The sequence below is a fragment of the Streptomyces sp. NPDC005820 genome (assembly GCF_040630255.1).
GTDB lineage: Bacteria > Actinomycetota > Actinomycetes > Streptomycetales > Streptomycetaceae > Streptomyces.
This window is the reverse complement of record NZ_JBEXXE010000076.1, coordinates 1-14230: the sequence shown is the minus strand read 5'-3', so window position 1 is coordinate 14230 and position 14230 is coordinate 1. Positions and strand designations below refer to the sequence as shown.

The 14230-nt window shown below is 69.9% G+C and carries 13 protein-coding genes; 9 read left to right on the top strand and 4 right to left on the bottom strand.

All coding sequences use genetic code 11. From position 1 onward, the window contains the following. Positions 1-149: 149 nt before the first annotated feature. From ABZ464_RS49030 to ABZ464_RS48990, 9 genes are all read left to right on the top strand, one after another. Entirely contained in the window at positions 150-1490 is a 1341-nt protein-coding gene (locus ABZ464_RS49030) for an amidohydrolase (RefSeq protein WP_359288916.1), read from the top strand. Further along, a complete protein-coding gene (locus tag ABZ464_RS49025) occupies positions 1480-2532 on the top strand; it encodes a LacI family DNA-binding transcriptional regulator (RefSeq protein WP_359288914.1) in 1053 nt (350 codons plus the stop codon). Before ABZ464_RS49030 ends, ABZ464_RS49025 begins: the two co-directional genes overlap by 11 nt. 63 nt (positions 2533-2595) lie before the next feature. Then, entirely contained in the window at positions 2596-3399 is an 804-nt protein-coding gene (locus ABZ464_RS49020; protein ID WP_359288912.1) for a glutamine amidotransferase, read from the top strand. After that, positions 3399-4115 carry a purine-nucleoside phosphorylase gene (gene deoD, locus ABZ464_RS49015; protein ID WP_359288910.1) on the top strand — a complete coding sequence of 239 codons (717 nt, stop codon included), beginning with the start codon at positions 3399-3401 and terminating at the stop codon, positions 4113-4115. The genes ABZ464_RS49020 and deoD overlap by 1 nt, the downstream gene beginning before the upstream one ends. Positions 4116-4204: 89 nt before the next feature. Continuing rightward, entirely contained in the window at positions 4205-5299 is a 1095-nt protein-coding gene (locus ABZ464_RS49010; RefSeq protein WP_359288908.1) for a BMP family ABC transporter substrate-binding protein, read from the top strand. A gap of 48 nt (positions 5300-5347) precedes the next feature. Continuing rightward, positions 5348-6907 (top strand): ABC transporter ATP-binding protein, encoded by a 1560-nt coding sequence (locus tag ABZ464_RS49005; protein WP_359288904.1) that lies wholly within the window; start codon positions 5348-5350, stop codon positions 6905-6907. Beyond that, the gene (locus ABZ464_RS49000; RefSeq protein WP_359288902.1) at positions 6904-8040 is read left to right on the top strand and encodes an ABC transporter permease; all 1137 of its coding nucleotides are present in this window, start codon (positions 6904-6906) and stop codon (positions 8038-8040) included. Before ABZ464_RS49005 ends, ABZ464_RS49000 begins: the two co-directional genes overlap by 4 nt. Then, the gene (locus ABZ464_RS48995; RefSeq protein ID WP_359288900.1) at positions 8040-9002 is read left to right on the top strand and encodes an ABC transporter permease; all 963 of its coding nucleotides are present in this window, start codon (positions 8040-8042) and stop codon (positions 9000-9002) included. The genes ABZ464_RS49000 and ABZ464_RS48995 overlap by 1 nt, the downstream gene beginning before the upstream one ends. Before the next feature lie 188 nt (positions 9003-9190). Beyond that, positions 9191-10360 carry an esterase-like activity of phytase family protein gene (locus ABZ464_RS48990; protein ID WP_359288898.1) on the top strand — a complete coding sequence of 390 codons (1170 nt, stop codon included), beginning with the start codon at positions 9191-9193 and terminating at the stop codon, positions 10358-10360. 156 nt (positions 10361-10516) lie between these two features. Here the strand turns inward: ABZ464_RS48990 and ABZ464_RS48985 are convergent, their stop codons facing one another. The 4 genes from ABZ464_RS48985 to ABZ464_RS48970 all read right to left on the bottom strand — a co-directional run bounded on the left by ABZ464_RS48985 (position 10517) and on the right by ABZ464_RS48970 (position 13939). Continuing rightward, positions 10517-11095: a hypothetical protein gene (locus tag ABZ464_RS48985; protein WP_359288936.1), complete on the bottom strand. Its 579-nt coding sequence runs from the start codon at positions 11093-11095 to the stop codon at positions 10517-10519. 851 nt (positions 11096-11946) lie between these two features. Then, positions 11947-12240, bottom strand: coding sequence for a hypothetical protein (locus ABZ464_RS48980; protein ID WP_359288896.1), 294 nt, complete (start codon positions 12238-12240; stop codon positions 11947-11949). Between the two features lie 122 nt (positions 12241-12362). Beyond that, positions 12363-13226, bottom strand: coding sequence for a hypothetical protein (locus tag ABZ464_RS48975; RefSeq protein WP_359288894.1), 864 nt, complete (start codon positions 13224-13226; stop codon positions 12363-12365). Next, positions 13223-13939 (bottom strand): ParA family protein, encoded by a 717-nt coding sequence (locus ABZ464_RS48970; RefSeq protein WP_359288892.1) that lies wholly within the window; start codon positions 13937-13939, stop codon positions 13223-13225. The genes ABZ464_RS48975 and ABZ464_RS48970 overlap by 4 nt, the downstream gene beginning before the upstream one ends. Between the last annotated feature and the right edge of the window lie 291 nt (positions 13940-14230).

The following is a 14230-nucleotide window of genomic DNA, read 5'->3' as shown; positions in this document are numbered from 1 at the left end:
GGCCGGACAGCCAGCTCGCCGGGAGCCTCGACCGAACCGCTGGACCACGTGGCGGCCGGCCGGCGAACCTCGCGGAGCCCCGCGAGACGGGGGTTGTGCAAAACGTTTTGGATCCATAGCGTCCGGTTTCGAACGGAAGGATCCACATCATGCGCCGACTGATCGTGACCTCCTGCTCGGTGCTGGACGTGCCCGAGCAGGGACCGTGCCGGGTGGTACCGGACCAGGACATCCTCGTCGAGGACGGGGTGATCGTCTGGGTGGGCGCGTCCGGCTCGGGGCCCGACAGTGCCGGGGCGGAGACCGTGGACGGTTCGGGACTGGTCGCCGTACCGGGCCTGGTGAACGCCCACACGCACGGCCCGATGACGCTGATGCGCGGCGCCGCCGAGGACGTGAGCGTCGAGGCGTGGTTCAACGAGCGGGTGTGGCCCATGGAGGTCAACCTCACCCCTGCCGACGTCGGTCTGGGGGCGGCGCTGGCCTGCGCGGAGATGCTGCTCAGCGGGGTGACCACGTTCGCCGACCACTACTTCCACGCCGAGCGGATCGCCGACGCCGTCGTAGAGAGCGGAATCCGCGCCGACATCGCCCCGACCTGCTTCAGCAGCCGGGGCCGAGCGGCCTTGGAGGAGAGCGCCGAGACCGCCGTCGCCCTGCACGGTACGGCAGGCGGACGGGTCACCGCGTCGCTCGGTCCGCACGCGCCGTACACCGTGGCGGACGCCGACCTGGTCCGGCTCGCCGAGCTGGCCCGGGAGAGCGGCCTGCGGATCCACATCCACGCCGCCGAGCACCTGGAGCAGACCGAGTCGAGCCTGGCCCGGCGAGGCGTGACCCCCATCACGGTGCTGGAGCGGACCGGCGTGCTGGAGGCCGGCGCGCTGATCGCGCACGGGTGCGGCATCGTTCCCGAGGACCTGCCGACGCTGGCGGCGCACCGCGACCGCACCGGCGTGGCCTGCTGTCCGAAGGTCTATCTGAAGCATGCCCTGCGTCCGCTCACCCCGGTGCGGAGCCTGCTGGACGCCGGGGTCGCCGTCGGGGCCGGGACGGACGGGGCCGCCGGGCACAACACGCTGGACGTGTGGGAGGCGATGCGGCTGATCGCCCTGACGCAGAAGCAGGCGCAGCGTGACGCCACCTGGATGACGGTCTCCGACACCGTACGGCTGGCCACGCGGGGCGGGGCGCGGGCGCTGGGACTCGGCGACCGGATCGGCGCTCTCGAGCCTGGCCGAGCCGGCGACATCGTGCTGATGGACCTGAGCGGAGCCCACTGCCGGCCGTTGCACGACCCGGTCGCGGCCCTCGTCTACAGCGCCCGCGCGAGCGATGTACGCACGGTCGTCGTGGACGGGCGGGTCGTGGTGCGGGACGGCCGGCTGCTGACGCTGGACCTGCCGGCGCTGCTGGCCGAGATCGAGGCACGGGTGCCCGCTCTGCTGGACACCTCACACGGCAGGGCGGTGCAGCACTATGACCCGTGAGCGGGACGACGACCGCCGCCGGGTGCGGCGGCCTGCGTCGATCAAGGACGTGGCCGCCGCGGCCCGGGTGAGTCCGACCACCGTCTCGCACGTGCTGAGCGGCAACCGGCCGGTCGCGGAGGACACGGCCGAGCGTGTTCGCACGGTGGTCGCCCGGCTCGGCTACGTGCCGGCCTCGACGGCCCGCAACCTGCAGGCCGGTTCGACCAGTGTCATCGGTCTGCTGGTGCCCGACATCACCAACCAGTTCTTCGCCGAACTCGCCAAGGGCGTCGACGACGCCGCCCACGACCTCGGCTACGGCGTCATCCTGTGCAACACCGAGTTCGACCCGGACCGCGAGGACCGCTATCTGGAGATGCTCCGCGGCCGGTTCATCGACGGCATGGTGTACGCCTCCGGTTCGCCGCCCTCCCGCGGCCGGCTGGCGTCGCTGCTGGGGCGCTTTCCCATCGCCCTGGCCGACGAGGTGGTTCCCGGGCTGTTGGAGCAGACCATCCTGGTCACCGCCGACCACCGGGCAGGCGGCCGGCTGATCGGACAGCACCTGCGGGAACTGGGCCATCGCCGGGTGCTCGCGCTGAGCGGTCCGGGGGACCTGGTCAGCAGCCTGGAGCGGATCGCGGGTTTCCGGGAGGCGTTCGGCGACGCCGGTGTCATCGAGGCCGAGGGCGCCTTCGTCGAGCGGTCCGGCTACAACCTGGTCGCGGCGGCACTGGAGAGCGGCGGCCCCCGTCGCTTCACCGCGGTGTTCGCCGCCAACGACCTGATGGCGCTCGGTGCGGTCGCGGCCCTGGAGGACGCGGGCCTGCGCGTCCCGGACGACGTCTCGGTGGCGGGCTTCGACGACATCATGCTCGCCTCCCGGGTCCACCCCCGCCTCACCACGGTCCACCAGCCCGCCTACGACATCGGCCGTACGGCCGGCGCCCAGCTGCTGAGCTACGTCCACCGTGACGAGGTGCCCCCGGCCTCCCGGCACATCCTGCCGGTCCGGCTGAAGGTCCGCGCCAGCACGGCGCCCATGAGTCCCGCGCGCTGACCGGGGCGACGAAGCCCCGTCGGCACAACACAACCCGAACACCACAGGAAAGGTCGTGCGGCGATGCCCCATGTCCTCGTCGTGGGTGAGTCCTGGTTCACCCACTCCGTCCACCAGAAGGGGTTTGACTCCTTCTTCACCTCCGAGTACGTCGAGGGAGCCCAGGTCTTCCTGGACGCCCTGCGCGACCGTGGCCACACGGTGACGTACGTACCGGCACACGAGATACCGAGCCGCGTGCCCACCACGGCCGAGGGCCTGGAGCCCTATGACGTCGTCGTGATCAGTGACGTGGGGGCCAACAGCTTCCAGCTCACCCCGGAGACCTTCGCCCGCTCGGTGCCCGTGCCGGACCGTACGGAGGCGCTGCGGGCCTACGTCGAGCGCGGCGGCGGCCTGCTGATGGTGGGCGGCTACCTCACCTTCACCGGCATCGACGCCAAGGCCCGGTGGGGACGTACCCCGCTGGCGGCGGCGCTCCCGGTCGGTCTGTACGACCGGGACGACCGGGTCGAACTGCCCGCCGGGGCCGCACCCAGGGTCGTCGCCCGGCACCAGGTGGTCGACGGGCTGGATCAGACCTGGCCGGATCTGCTCGGGCTCAACGAGGTGACGGTACGGGACGGCGCGGACCTGCTTGCCGAGTGCGCGGGTCATCCGCTGCTGGCCGTGGGCGGCTACGGCGCCGGCAGGTCGGCGGCCTTCACGTCGGACCTGGCACCGCACTGGGCCCCGCCCGCGTTCCTGGGCTGGGAGGGCTACCCCGAGCTGTGGGACCGGCTGGTCCACTGGCTGGCCGGGACCCCGGCGGGGGAGAGCGGCACCATGGCGGGGCAGACCCGCACGCCGGCGGGGGAGGGCGCCTGATGGCCACCCCGCACATCTCTGCCGCCCCCGGTGACTTCGCGCCGCACGTTCTGATGCCCGGCGACCCGCGCCGGGCACGCCGCATCGCCGAAACGATCCTTCAGGACGCCCGGCTGGTCACCGACGTACGCGGCATCGAGGGGTACACCGGAACGTACCGAGGCGTCCCACTGTCCGTCCTGGCCTCAGGCATGGGTATGCCGTCCGTCACGATCTACGCCACCGAACTCTTCCGTTTCTACGGCGTGCGCAGCATCGCGCGGGTGGGCACCGCGGGCGGCATACCCGCCTCGGTGGGGCTGCGGGACGTCGTCGTGGCCACCGCCGCCCACACCGACTCGGCGATGGGCAGCCGTCGTATCGACGGAGTGCACCTGAGCGACGCCGCGTCCTTCCGCCTGGTCGCTGCCGCCGCACAGGCCGTCGGGACCGGACGGCACGTCCATGTCGGGCCCGTGTTCACCACCGACCACTTCTACCTGGAGCGGCCGGCGCTGTTCGAGCGGCTGGAGGCCCACGGCACGCTGGCGGTGGAGATGGAGGCCGCCGGCCTCTACGCGACCGCCGCCGCCGAGGGCGGCCACGCGCTCGCCGTGCTGACGGTCAGCGATCATGTGCGCCACACCGAGGCGCTCACTCCCGCCGAGCGTGAGACGGACTTCGACCGCGCCGTCACCATCGCGGCCACCGCATTGATCTCGGAAACAATCTCCTAACACGGTCACCCATAGCCAAATCGTTTTGCATTGCATAGCTTTCGGCCAATGCCAAAGCCCGGAACCCGCCAGAGAAGAGAACCAAGGCAATGGACAAGATCAGAATTCTGGGGGCGGTCGCAGCGCTCTCCCTGGCCCTCGCCGGATGCGGCGCCTCGACGGACTCAGACTCCGCCCAGTCCGGGAAATCCGGAAAGCTGAGAATCAAGTTCGTCATCAACGGAAACCTCGGCGACCGTTCCTTCTTCGACTCCGCGTACGCGGGCCTGAAGAAGACCGAGAAGGACCTCGGCTACAGCCTGAAGGTCGTCGAACTGGGCAGCGACCGCACCAAGTGGTCCTCCGGCTTCGAGGACGCGGCGGCCGGCGACGACTACGACGTGCTCGCCGCGGGCACCGTCGACACCGTCGGCTTCGTATCGAAACTGGCCCCGGAGTACCCGGACAAGAAGTTCTGGCTCTTCGACGGATCCGTCGACTACACGGGCAAGAGCGGCTGTTCCAACAAGTGCGCAAACGTCTACTCCGTCACCTTCAAGCAGAACGAGGCCGCGTATCTCGCCGGATTCCTCGCCGACAAACTTGTCGCCGCCAAGTCCCTTCCCGGCAGTGCCGGAAACGGAAAGGTGGGCGTGATCGGCGGAGTGAAGATTCCGGTCATCGAGGACTTCGTCGTAGGCTTCAAGGCGGGCTTCGCGGCGGCAGGCGGAAACCCGTCCTCCGGTGTCCTCGTGCAGTACGTCGGCGGCGACAACCCGTTCGGTGACCCGGCCAAGGGCAAGCAGATCGCCTCGGCCATGTACGGGCAGGGAGCCGAACTGGTGTGGCCGGTCGCCGGTTCCTCCGGTCTCGGTGTCTTCGAGTCGGCGGTCGCCGCCAAGCGCTACACCTTCGGCGTCGACTCCGACCAGTACAAGACGCTCACCGACGCGGCTCAGCAGCAGACCGTCGTCACCTCGATCCTCAAGAACGCCGGCAACGCCCTCTACCTCGCGGCCAAGGCGAACAAGGCCGGCACGCTGGCCTACGGGAAGCCCGCCGCGGTGGGCCTGGCCGAGGACGGCGTGGGCTACGTCGACAACGCCAACTTCGACAAGCTCGTCCCCGCCGCCGTGCGCGCCGAGCTCAAGGACCAGGCCGCGAAGGTCAAGTCCGGTGCCGTCAAGGTCCCTTCGGCCTTCTGACCTTCTTCCGACCTTCGAGGAACGCTGGTGGAAACCATGGGCAGAACCGTGGACAGAGACGACAGAACCGGGGACGACCCACCGCCCGCCCTGCAGGCCACGGGCCTCGGCAAGACCTACTCCAACGGCACCCGCGCCGTCAGCGACGTCGACCTCTCGGTACCCGCTGGGGAGATCAGGGCGATCGTCGGCCAGAACGGGGCCGGCAAGTCCACGCTGATGAAGCTGTTGTACGGACTCGAACAGCCGTCGGCCGGGCAGATCGGCGTGCACGGCGTGCCAGTCAGGTTCACCGGGCCCCAGGACGCCATCGCCCTCGGCGTGGGCATGGTCCACCAGAACCTCATGCTGGTCCCGTCGTTCACGATCGCCGAGAACGTCGTCCTCGGTGTCGAGCCGGGCCGGGCGGGTCGCGTCGACCGCGCGGCCGCCGCCGAACGCACCGCCGCACTGGCCGAGGAGTCGGGACTCGCCGTCGACCCGGAAGCCAGGGTCGACGCGGTGTCGGTGGGGATGCGCCAGCGCGCCGAGATCCTCAAGGCCCTGCACCGGGGCGCCCGCATCCTGATCCTCGACGAGCCCACCGCCGTGCTCACCCCCCAGGAGACCACCGACCTCTTCACCGCGGTCCGCCGGCTGCGCGACTCGGGCATGACCGTGCTGTTCATCTCGCACAAGCTCAAGGAAGTACGTGAGATCAGCGACCGTGTCACCGTCATGCGCGCCGGGTCGGTGATCGGCACCGTACGCACCGAGGAAGCGACGGCCGCGCAGCTGGCGTCCATGATGGTCGGCCGGGAGATGTCCCTCGACGTGCCGAAACCCCCGGCGCGCCCGCGGGAGGGAGTGCTGCGGGTACGCGGACTGTCGGGTCCCTCGGTCCACGGTGTCTCCTTCGACATCGCGGCCGGGGAGATCGTCGGCCTCGCGGGCGTCGAGGGCAACGGCCAGACCGAACTGGTCGAACTCCTCGCCGGACTGCGCCGCCCCACCGCCGGAGCGGTCACCGTGGACGACACCGACGTCACTTATCTCGACGCGGCCGGCCACCGCCGGGCCGGTGTCGCCCACGTTCCCGAGGACCGGCTGTCCAACGGGGCGGCCCTGGACCGCTCCATCGCCGACAACCTGATCGTCGACCGCCACGACCGGCCCCCCGTCGCCCGCCACGGCGTCCTGCGCACCCGGCGCGTACGCGAGCTCGCCGAGGACCTGATCGGGCGTTACGCGATCCGCGCCCCGCACCCCGACACGGCCGCCGGAGCACTGTCCGGCGGCAACCTGCAGAAGGTCGTCGTCGCCCGCGAGCTGTCCGCCGAGCCCCGCCTGCTGCTCGCCGCACAACTGACCCGGGGCGTCGACATCGGCGCCATGCACTTCATGTACGAGCGGCTCATCGAGGCCCGGGACGCGGGCGCGGCGGTGCTGCTGGTCTCCGCTGACCTCGGCGAACTCCTCGCGCTCTCCGACCGGTTGCTGGTCATCAAGGACGGCCGTCTCGCCGCACGCTTCGACGACCCGGCCGGACTCACCGAGGAGAAAGTGGGCCTGTACATGCTCGGCGTGGAGCGGCATCCTGACGAGCGGGTCATGGCAGGTGTCCGATGACCTCGACTCTGGAACCGGCCGCCGAGCAGCAGGGCCGGCCCGACGCGACAGCGGGCCGCAGGGAGTTCCTGGCCACCCGACGCCGTACCGTGGCCGTCGAGCTGACGATGACCGTACTGACCGTCGCCGTCGCCGTCCTCATCGCCTTCCTGGTGGTCCTGGCCACCGGCAAGGACGCCACCGGTGCCCTGAACGCCCTGCTCACCGGCCCGCTGGAACGCACGCCCCGGATCGGCCGCTGGCTTGCCGACGCCACCACCCTGGCGCTGCTCGGCCTGTCCGTCGCGATCCCCTTCCGGGCCCGGCAGATCAGCCTCGGCGCGGAGGGCCAGGTCTACGCCGGCGCCCTGGCGAGCGCCCTGGTAGCGATCAACCTGCACCTGCCGCCCGTCGCCGCCGTCCTGGTACCGCTAGGCGCCGCCGCCCTCGCCGGGGGCGCGCTGGGCGCCGTACCCGGGGTGATGAAGGCCCGCCTCGGTGCCAACGAGATCGTCGCCACGCTGATGCTGAACGCCGTCGTCGTACGGGTCTTCGACTACCTCCTCACCGACCACCTCAAGGCGCCCGACAGCACCGCCGTGCAGTCCGCCCCGGTGCGCCCCGACTCGGCGCTCCCGCTCCTGTCCGACTTCTTCGGCGTCCCCCTCGACCAGGCGAACATCGGGTTCTTCGGCATGCTTGCCGTCGCCGCGGCCGTGTGGTTCGTGCTCGCCAGGACACCGCTCGGCTACCGCATCCGGATCACCGGCTCCAACCCGGACTTCGCCCGGTACGGCGGTCTCGACGTACCGCGCACCATCGAGTGGAGCTTCGTCATCGGCGGCGCGCTGGCCGGTCTCGCCGGAGCACACCTCGCGTTGGGCGTCTACGGCGGGCTGCAGCCCGACATGGCCGGCGGCCTCGCCTTCGAGGGCATCGTCGTCGCCCTGCTGGGCCGCAACAACCCGATCGGAGTTGTCGCCGCGGCGCTGCTCTACTCCTACCTGCGGGTCGGCGGCGACGTGATGGAGCAGCAGACCGACGTCGGCTCCGACGCCGTGACCATCATCCAGGCGGTCATCGTGCTGCTCGTGACCGCCCGCGCGCTGCCCGAACTCGTCAAGCGGTACCTCGCCCGAAGGGAGGCCCGCTGATGGGTCCCGTCCTCGACGCCGTCCTCAGTACAGCATTCCTCGCGGCGATCCTCGGAGTGTCCACCCCGTACGTCCTCGCCGCCCTCGGCGGACTGCTCGCCGAGCGGGCTGGAGTGCCCAACATCGCCCTGGAGGGCTCGATGCTGGCCGCCGCCTGCACCGGCGCGCTGGTCGCCGGATACAGCGGCTCGGTCTGGGCCGGCGCGGCCTGCGGCATCGCCGTCGGCGCGGCACTCGCGCTGCTGCTCGGCGTCCTGCACCTGTACCTCGGCGCGGACGCCATCATCGCGGGCATCGGCCTCAACCTCCTGGCGGCGGGCGCGACCTCGTACACCGTGTACGCGCTGCTCGGCGACAAGGGCGGCACCAGTCGGCTGCACAGTGGCGCGCTGCCCTCGGTCCGCATACCGCTGGTCGAGGACATACCCGGCCTCGGTGCGGTGCTCAGCGGGCAGAACGTGCTGACCTGGGCCGCCCTCGCGGCCACCCCGGTGGTCGCCTGGCTGCTGTACCGGGCCCGGTTCGGCTTCCACCTGCGCGCGGTCGGGGAGCACCCCGAGGCGGCACGCTCGGTCGGCATCCACGTCCACCGGGTCCAGTTCCGTGCCCTCGCGCTGAGCGGCGGGCTGGCCGGGGCGGCGGGAGTGTTCCTGAGCATGGGCGCCGTGTCCTTCTTCGTCACCGGCATGACCGCGGGCCGCGGCTACATCGCCCTGGCCGCCGTCTTCCTCGGCGCGCTGCGACCCTGGGGCGTGTTCCTCGCCGCCCTCGGTTTCGGCACCGCCGAGGCGCTCGCCGTCCAGCTCGGAAACCTCTCGATCCCCTCCCAGCTCGTCTCCGCGATCCCGTACGTGTTCACCCTCCTGGCCCTCGCGTTCTTCGCCTGGCGCCGCCGCCGCACATCACGAACCGCCGCCGTTCCCGCTCCGCTCACCGACCTGCCCGCTCTCAAGACCCCATGACGATGCCTGGCGGCCTGTGTGACCGGAGAGGCGCGTAACAAGGGCGAACACCCGGCCGTCGTATCCGTCTTCGGCAAGAGACGGCGGTCGGCCGGCGGCCCGGAGCGCCGGTCCGTGGAAGCCGATTCCCCAGACCCCCAAGGCCCCCCGCGCCCACCGCGAACCATTCGACAACGTACGGAGACCCCATGACCATCCGCGCCACCCGCGCACGGATCACGGCCACCGCTCTCGTCCTCGCCTCCCTGCCCGCCCTCGTCGCCACACCGGCTGCGGCCCACGACAACGGCGTCAGGCTGGCCTTCCTCGGCGAGCGGGAACTACCGAACGCGATGCCCTTCCAGGACACCACCGTCGGTGGTCTGTCCGCGATCAGCTACGACTCGAAGTCGGGCACGTACTACCTCATCAGCGACGACCGGTCGCAGACCGACCCTGCCCGCTTCTACACCGCTCGCATCGGTTTCGCCCACGGTGCCCTCGGGGACGTCGAACTCACCGGAACCCACCCGTGGCTCCGCGCGGACGGCACCACCTTCCCGCCCACCTCGACCGCCACCTCCACCGTGGCACCCGATCCGGAGGGCATCGCCGTCGATCCGCACGACGGCAGCCTGGTCTGGACGAGCGAGGGGGAGCGCATCGTTCCCTCCGGTGCGCCGGCTCTCCTCGGAGATCCCTGGATCCGCCGTGCCACCACAACCGGCGCCTACACCGGCCAGCTTCCGCTGCCCCCGCAACTGCACATGAACGCGCAGCAGTTCGGCCCGCGCCAGAACCAGACCCTGGAAGGAGTCACCTTCACCCCGGACGGCCGGCGGATCGTCACCGCCATGGAGGACCCCCTCTACCAGGACGGCGATGACCCCACCCCCGAGCACGGCGCCCTCACCCGCATCACCGTCCACGACGCACGCACCGGGCTGCCGCTGGCCCAGTACGCCTACCCACTGGAACCGCTGTTCGCCACGCCCCCGGCGGGCAGCACCGACACCAACGGCGTCAGCGACATCGTGGCCCTCGGCCACGACCGTTTCCTGGTCCTGGAGCGCGCCTCGATCTACAGCGACAACAACTGGAAGGCCCGCATCTACCTGGTCGACCTACACGGCGCCACCGACGTGCTGGGCCGGGACTCCCTCACTGGAGCATCGACCCGGTCGCTCAAGCCGGCCCGCAAGACGCTCGTGACCGACCTGTCCGACGTCCCCGGGCTGTCCCGTGTCGACAATGTGGAGGGCATCACCCTCGGCCCCCGCCTCCCGGACGGCAGTCGCACTGTCGTCCTGGTCTCCGACAACAATTTCGCCGCACGCCAGGTGACCCAGGTCATCGCCTTCGCCGCGCACGGCATCTGATCGCCTACGCAATCTGAAAGGAGGTGATGTCGTACCCGCCAGGGCTGCGGGGGAGCCTGGATCGGTTCCCCCGCCCCGCGAAACGCAGCTCCAAGGGAGCGACTCGGTGGGAGTCGACCGTACAGCGCGGTCGCGAGAGTGTCGGGATACCGGGATTCACGCCAGGAAGTCCTCGATCAGCTCGGCCGGGTTGGCGGCTTTGGTGGCTTCCTCCTCCCAGCCTGGGCAGTCCATGTCGAACACGACCACGGGAAGTGGGCGGCCGAATATCCTCTCGATGGTGCCGCTCGCATGGAGGTGACGGGAGAGGTCGACAACGGCGTCGTGGAAGTGGAGTTCGAGGAGGCGGGACTTGGCGCGAAGCTCATCGTCCTCCAGCATCCGACCGAGATCGAACTCGCCGTCGTACCAGATGCCGAGGTTCCTGGCCTCCTCCTCGTAGAGCGGGCCGCCGACAGGGTCCTGGGGGACGTTGCCGAGCTTGTCAAAGCCTTCAAGGATCCAGAAGGCGTAGTTCCAGCGCACCTCCCAGGGATCGGCATCTCGGCGCATCGCCTCCTCGTACTGGCTCTCCGTGTTGTAGCCGATGTCCACGCACGGGCGGCGGTTGTCGGCATCGATGCGCCAGATGCTGAAGGCCAGGACGTATATCTCACGCTTCAGCTGCTCGGGGACACGCCCCAGGATGTCGGCGGCAGCCCGCCGTAGATGCGTCTGAAATGTCTTCCGTTCCATCACAGCGACAGCGTCTCACTCACTCGCTCCAGAGGCCCGCCGCAGTGGCTACAGCCCTTGTAGGTGAACTGGGATCCAGAAATTGATGGGTCACACCCGCACGGTGGAGCCAGATCAACTTCATACGGTGTGGAGCCACTCTTGGACAGCGCAGTGGAGCCCCAAAACCGCTCATAAACAGCCGACCCTTGCAGGTCTACGATCCCACCGTCCTCATCGATCGGACGGCGAGCAGCCTCTCTTGAAAGATCGGGAGACGATCTTGCTGCAGAGCATCCTCCTCTGCACTCGGCCTTGGTCGGCGGAGTCATCCAGGCACACGGGACCTTCGCACGGCGCTGGCCTGTCCTTAGCGTCGCGAAATGCACAGGAATGTAGATCACCGCCTGTCGACTGGGTCACGTGCGGCGACCATGCTGCCGGCGCAGCCCGGGCCTGGATGCGCGGTGTGGCCTCAGTCGGTGCGAGGAGTGATTCTGCCTGCCTACACCAGGACCTTCTGGCACATGATCGCGTCACTTCCTCCGGTGCCAACGCCCAGACCCCCCGACTGCGTCTCTCGCCGTCAGCTTGCAGCCACAACCCGAACGGCAGTCCCCGGCGGACCGCTCACGGCAAAGTGTGCTGGAGAGGAGGTTCCATCCTGCCTCGGTAGTGTCGCCCCCAGCCGTGGCTGACAGTAACGCCATCACGGGTGCCGCCCTGACGGAGTGGAGCTGGGCCTGTTCGGACAAGGAGCCTTTTCCAACCTCCCGTGTAGGCATCGTGAGGCGCAGCCACCGTGCCCAAGACATGCTGTGCGGCCAGGTCGCCGGAACGGCCGAGAAGGCCGCTCAGGAAACGTCTGTCTCTCATGGCGTGAGGTCGGGCGGGTAGCCCTTTGCGCGGAGCCAGGTGTCGAGGGCGAGAGCGACGATGTCTCCGTGCGGTACGCCGGTGTCGGCGTTGTAGCGGCGGATCCGGCGCTGGAGCTGGAGGACTTCGGGGACGGCGTGGTTGAACTGTCCGCGTTTGGTGTACCGGTTTCTGATGACGCCCAGGGTGTCCGGGTGCGGCGTGAGAACGTCATCGGTCTGCTGAGGCTCGGCGTCGAGGGCGTCGGCGATTTCACGTAGTCGGCGGGCGTAGAGGGAGTGATCAGGCACGCGAGCTGCTCCGGTCGGTCCGGATAGGCCGATAGCTATCCGCCTATTGGGCTATTGGAATAGTCGGCACGGGGCAGCCGCCCCCTTGCGTGAGGGTGGCCGCCCCGTGCCTTGCGGTCGGGTCAGAACCCGCGGGTGGTGAGCCACTCGTCCAGTGCAACCGAGACGATGTCGCCGATGGGCAGGTGGTCGAGTTCGTTGTCCAGAGCGAAGCGCTTGAGCCGCTTCTTCAGCTTCAGCGCCGCGGGGACCGACGAGTCGAGACTCTCGCGCGTGATGATGCGCTGGTTGAGGACGACGGCGGTCTCAGGAATGTCCTTGGGACGGCCGGATCCCTGAGCCCACGGTGTTCCTTCGCTGGGCGCTGCCTGCGATTGCGCATCCTGTTCCTGGTGAGCCCATGGAACATCGCTCCTCACCGGGAACCCGTTGCCACCTGCAGCCGGAGAATCTGCAGGGCGAAGCGCCACCTCGGCGCCCCGGGCTGCGCCAGGAGCCGCGGACGTCCCGTGCTGCACAACGGCTGCGGCCGGCTGCGTGGGCCGGATGGCAGGTGCTGCGGTCTCGGCAGCCGGGAGCACAGGCGGTACCTCCCACTCCATCGGCTGACCGGGGGATTCCGTCCCCGCCTCGGTGGCGGCGATGGCCGGGCGAACTGGCTGACTGGCGGCCGGCTCCGGGACGGGGCCGCTCGGTGCCTCAGCAGTCGGCGTGGCGGACGGCTGTGCCACTTCGGGTATCGCCTCGGCCCGGCCTTGTGTCGACCTCTCGGGGTTGGGAACGGTGGAAGGAGCGGGCTGAACCTGCGGCTCGCGTGCAGCGGGACGGCCTTCACCCGGGGTAGCGGCCTGTTCGGCGGCGTACTGCTCGGGGGTGAGTTCGGCGGCCGGGGGAGGGGGCGGCGGGGTCGCCTTCCTGGCTCCGCCCAGGGTGCGACCGCCGGTGCGGCGGGCCGGGGGCTTCGGCCTGTCGTTCTTCTCGGTCATGCCTGGGTCAGCTCCTTCATCAGGTTGGCGTACTCGCTCAGTTCGGTGGGGATCTCGCCGAAGGCCTCCATGTAGTGCACCCAGGAGTGGATGGTGGTCTCGGCGAGCGGGAAGGGCTCGTCGCGGTCGGGGCCGATGCCTTCGCCCTGGGCGGGGTCGAGGAGCTGGTCCTTTGCCCGGCTGGGCAGGCTGGTGCGGTCGTCGGCCTTGACCATGACGACGTGGGCGGTGACGCCGTGTTCGTTGCGTGCGGCGGCGCGCTCGGCCTCGTCGAAGGTGGCCACGAGCTTGCGGCGCTCGATCTTGGTGGGGGCGACCGGGACGAGCAGCAGGTTCGCCTCGGTGACGGCCTCGTGGAAGATGCGGGCGCTGCCGCCACCCGCGTCGACCACGATCGCGCCGAACTCGGCGCGCTTGGCACGGATGTACTCGGCGATGTCGTCGAACGGGTACCGCTCGACGACCAGGTTGGCGGGGATCTCGAAGCCGGCGGCCTGGGCGACCTTGAACCAGTCGTAGGCGGACTGGCTGGTGGCGTCGGCGTCCAGCAGCAACGTGGGCAGGCCGAGGACGACGGCGTAGTAGAGGGCGATGAACCAGGCGGAGGTGGTCTTGCCGGTGCCGCCCTTGAGCATGCCGACGACGATCACGAACGCGTCCCAGACGTGTTGGGTGGCCGCGGCCATGGTCTTGTGGCGGGTGTTCTCGTTCACGTGTGCTTGATCTCCTGAAGTGGAAGCGATGTTGACTCGTACGGTCGGGTAGGCACAGGGGTACCGGGAGGCGCCCGTGCACTGCGGCTGGGGCGGGGATGGCCTTCGGGCAGGTGCTGCGGCTGGCGGGCACGGCCGTCGGAGCGATTGAGATCGCGGTTGGGTGCGCTCATGGCCGTTCCTCCTCACGGCGAGAGGGGCCGTGGTGGTGCTGCGGACGCATAGGGGTGCCTACCTGGTGCAGGAGCCGGTAGACGGTGGCGGGGGAGTAGTTGCACTGCTCGGCGAGTT